This is a genomic window from Mesorhizobium sp. M4A.F.Ca.ET.020.02.1.1 (assembly GCF_004022645.1).
GTDB lineage: Bacteria > Pseudomonadota > Alphaproteobacteria > Rhizobiales > Rhizobiaceae > Mesorhizobium.
Genome location: NZ_RZOI01000659.1, coordinates 1 through 3,368 on the forward strand (window position 1 = coordinate 1; position 3,368 = coordinate 3,368).

The window sequence follows — 3,368 nt, forward strand, 5'->3', positions numbered from 1 at the left end:
ATACTTGTATTGTCCATGGCTCGGTGGATTTCCATTGTTGGTGTCTATTTCTAGAGTGTATTCTACACCGTTACTATGCGTGTATTTGCTCTTGTAAAGAGCAGCACCTGTGGAATCCTTTTCCGTGATGAGGTCATCCAGCGTCTTGATAAGGATCACGTCCGCGTCATTGTTGGGGTTTTGAGTGGCGGAGGCTATTCGATCTCCGGCCTCCTTCATTCCCTGGAACCTGTTCTCTGCGCCTTGAACCATTTTGTATACGACTATCGACGCCATGGCCTTCTCCTCCTAGCTGGCTTTCTGTTGGGTTGCGATAAGGTCGTGTAGGGCAAAGGGGCAATCGTCCGGTCCGAAAGGGCCACGTCCGCGTCCGCCGAGTTCGGACTTGGGCTCGAAGCAAACCCGGTTGTGGGCATCAACAATGCCATTTGGAGTGGCCTGTATGGCGGCATGGATCGTTTCCATGACGATGCGGCTGGCAAGCGGTCCCAGCCGCTGGCCGCCCTGAAAATGCTCCGCCTCGCGAATTGTATAAAACCACAATGGCGTCCGCTCGCGCAGCCGCTCCCCGTAGGAAATCCCCGCGTTGAGGCACTTGCTCACCAAGCAGGTCGTTTGGTGATCGATCTGCCAGTTCTCGAGAACCGCGAGGTCTGGTCTCCCCTGGAGACTTCTGGCGACACGAGCCGCCACGTCCTGTGCGTTCGGGATGAGCACGGTCCGCCCCCGCACAAGTGTGCGGGCCGCCAGATTGGCCGTACTTGCGATTTCACAGCCAGGCTCGGTCGGGAACATCCAATCTGGCAGTCGAAATAGCTTCTGCGCCAGGTGAGTATCAATCCGGGCCGCCTCTATCGGCGCGTTCTGCCCTCCGCCGGCAAGATTCGGCCAATGGACGACCCAGTCCGCCGGCAAGCGCCCGTCTTCCAGGCCTCCTCCGAGATGTGTGAGCTCCAGTAGTCTTGCCAGCGCTCCGCCGTTCTGCCTTCCCCAGGTCATGTATTCCGAGCGGACCATGCTGTGCCCGAAGCGGAAACATGCTGCTGCGAATTCAACCGGGAGAAGGAACGGCTCCTTGTCGAAACTGCTATCTGGTCGCACGACAGCGCGGCCATTCCTGAATACGTCGCGATAAACAACCGGATCGATCACGTGCTTCAGATAATCGAACAGGACCACCGCCTGGAAATGCTGCCGGGTGATGCTTCTCTGCTCATCCTCGCTCTCATGCGGAAAGCGTGAGGCAACGGCCTGGTGGAACCTGGTCATGGCTACGTGGAACTGTGCGATCCCGAGATTGCTGTCGTTGCGCTGGTCCGCAATCACGGCCTCACCTTGCCGGGTGCGGGGCAGATCGTCGAAGCCTGCGTTGGGGCCGTGCGTTTTGCCCAGTCGCAAACCGGCGCTCAGGCATGTGTCGCGCACCGGCTGCAAATGTCGGTCGACAGGACCGAATAGGCTGTCCAGATCGAGTGCTGCAGAGCGCCAATTCAGCGTGGGACAGGCAGGATCCTCATCCCGCATCTGCGAGAGATCATGCGCTATGAACTGGCCGAGATAGGTGTAGGCGGCCGGCATATGCGCACCGACGGTGACACCACCGGCCCCTTCCATCATCGCTTCGCCGAGCGCTGCAAGCGCGGCCGGATCCGGTAGCTCCGAAGGCTCCGCCGTAGGCATGATGCGACCGTAGAGCGTCGAACCCTTCGGTAAGTCCGGTACCAGCCTTTCAGCGAGGAATAATTCTGCGCCTTTTGGCGACAGCGCGACGGACCGCTTCTCCGGTTCGTAGAACCCGTCCAGCTTCAGGCCGGCGAAGCGCCCATCCAAGTCAAAGACGGTGAAGCTGGGTGACTGGTTTTGAAAAGAAAATGGAGGCGCTTCGGAGTAGTCCGCAACGACATGTAATCCGCCACCATGAACCCTCGACATTCGCATCCCTCGATTGCGAAAGGCGCCCTGAACTACAATAGTTAATCACACCCAACAGCACCGGTCCAGAGATACGGAACCTCGCGAGCGAATGGCTCGGCTCCTCGCGGAATTTTCAATTCTTCTCCAGATACAAGAAATAACAATTGGACTGGAGCATAAGTGTTCGCCTAGTTCTCTGGTCGCCACGACATTTTCTTCAACTTCTTTGTCAGCTCCGGTTTTGCCGAATCACTTAGTCTTCTTTCTGGAGCCGTATTTGACCATGCCATTCCGCCTAACCCTTACATTCGAAATGTAAGACACGAATACACTGGTAGAATTGGCGGCAGGAATCATCTTGCGCGCGAGGCAACTCCCCCGCTCGCTCCTGCGTCAGACAGCAAAAAGGCCCGGTTACCCGGGCCCTTTTTGCTTTTCAAATCTGAGAAGATTTGGAGCGGGTGAGGCGATTCGAACGCCCGACCCCAACCTTGGCAAGGTTGTGCTCTACCCCTGAGCTACACCCGCTCACGCGGCCTCGGCCGCAAGCCGCGCCTATATGGCTGAAGAGCGCGGCGATTGCAACAGGGAAATGACGAGCTTTTTTCGGCCAGCTCTCAAGTGCCATCGGCATCGCTTTGCGGCGCTTGGGTTTGCCGTAGGGTTCCAGGACGGCCTTGCCGAGAGGGCACCATTGGCCGTAAACGGCATGGCCCGCCGGAATGAAGTGAGGACCGATGCCGAAGACCGAAGCCGAGCTCAATGCCTTTCTTGCCAACCTCGGCATCAGCGTGTCGACGGTGCGCCACCCGCCGCTCTACACGGTCCGCCGATTCGCAGGCGTTGCGCGGCGAGATCGCCGGCGGCCACACCAAGAACCTTTTCCTCAAGGACAAGAAGGACAATTTCTTCCTCGTCAGCGTCGGCGAGGAGGCGGAGGTCGATCTCAAACAGATACATCATCTGATCGGCGCCGCCAGCCGGGTGTCGTTCGGCAAGCCGGAAATGCTGATGGAACTGCTCGGCGTCATTCCGGGCGCGGTCACTGTCTTCGGCCTGATCAACGACAGCGGGCGGCGGGTCAAGGTCGTGCTCGACCAGGAGTTGATGAGCCATGCGGTCGTCAACGCCCACCCGCTCACCAACGAGGCGACGACCTCGATCGCCTCGGCCGACCTCGTCAGATTCGTCGAGGCAACCGGACACGATGCTGTTATCTTGAAAGTCTCGGCTTGATCGCCACATGGATGGCGAAAACTGACCTAGGCAAGGATTGTCGCGCCTCCCCGCTGGCCGGCAGCGCGACTGGAAGGGCAAGGACATGAGCGACAACAATCCGTTCGGCAACAGTGGCGGCCAGTATGCCACGACCGTGCAATATGGCGGCGGCGAGCCCAAGCTCCCGCTCGGCGAGGCGCCGGCCGACCTCATCAAGGACACGACGACGGGCGGCG

2 protein-coding genes, 1 tRNA gene and 2 pseudogenes are annotated in these 3,368 nt (G+C 59.1%); 2 read left to right on the forward strand and 3 right to left on the reverse strand.

The window, feature by feature from the left end:
• The 3 genes from EN742_RS28730 to EN742_RS28740 form a co-directional block, all read right to left on the reverse strand.
• On the reverse strand, positions 1-276 hold a 276-nt coding region (locus EN742_RS28730; protein WP_148670327.1), incomplete at its 3' end, for a hypothetical protein.
• Positions 277-288: 12 nt separating this feature from the next.
• Positions 289-1,932: a peroxidase family protein gene (locus EN742_RS28735; RefSeq protein ID WP_189347284.1), complete on the reverse strand. Its 1,644-nt coding sequence runs from the start codon at positions 1,930-1,932 to the stop codon at positions 289-291.
• 435 nt (positions 1,933-2,367) lie between these two features.
• Positions 2,368-2,442: transfer RNA gene (locus tag EN742_RS28740), tRNA-Gly, on the reverse strand.
• A 209-nt stretch (positions 2,443-2,651) separates the two neighbouring features.
• On the opposite strand from EN742_RS28740, the pseudogene EN742_RS28745 reads away from it, so the two are divergent.
• Together EN742_RS28745 and EN742_RS40275 are read left to right on the forward strand one after the other, a co-directional pair.
• A pseudogene (locus tag EN742_RS28745) lies at positions 2,652-3,150 on the forward strand (prolyl-tRNA synthetase associated domain-containing protein).
• A gap of 85 nt (positions 3,151-3,235) precedes the next feature.
• Positions 3,236-3,368: pseudogene (locus EN742_RS40275) on the forward strand (co-chaperone YbbN); the annotation flags it as partial.

Coding starts and splice junctions, on each gene's coding strand:
- EN742_RS28735 (WP_189347284.1), bottom strand. CDS start 1,932: ATGTCGAGGGTTCATGGTGGCGGATTACATGTCGTTGCGGACTACTCC.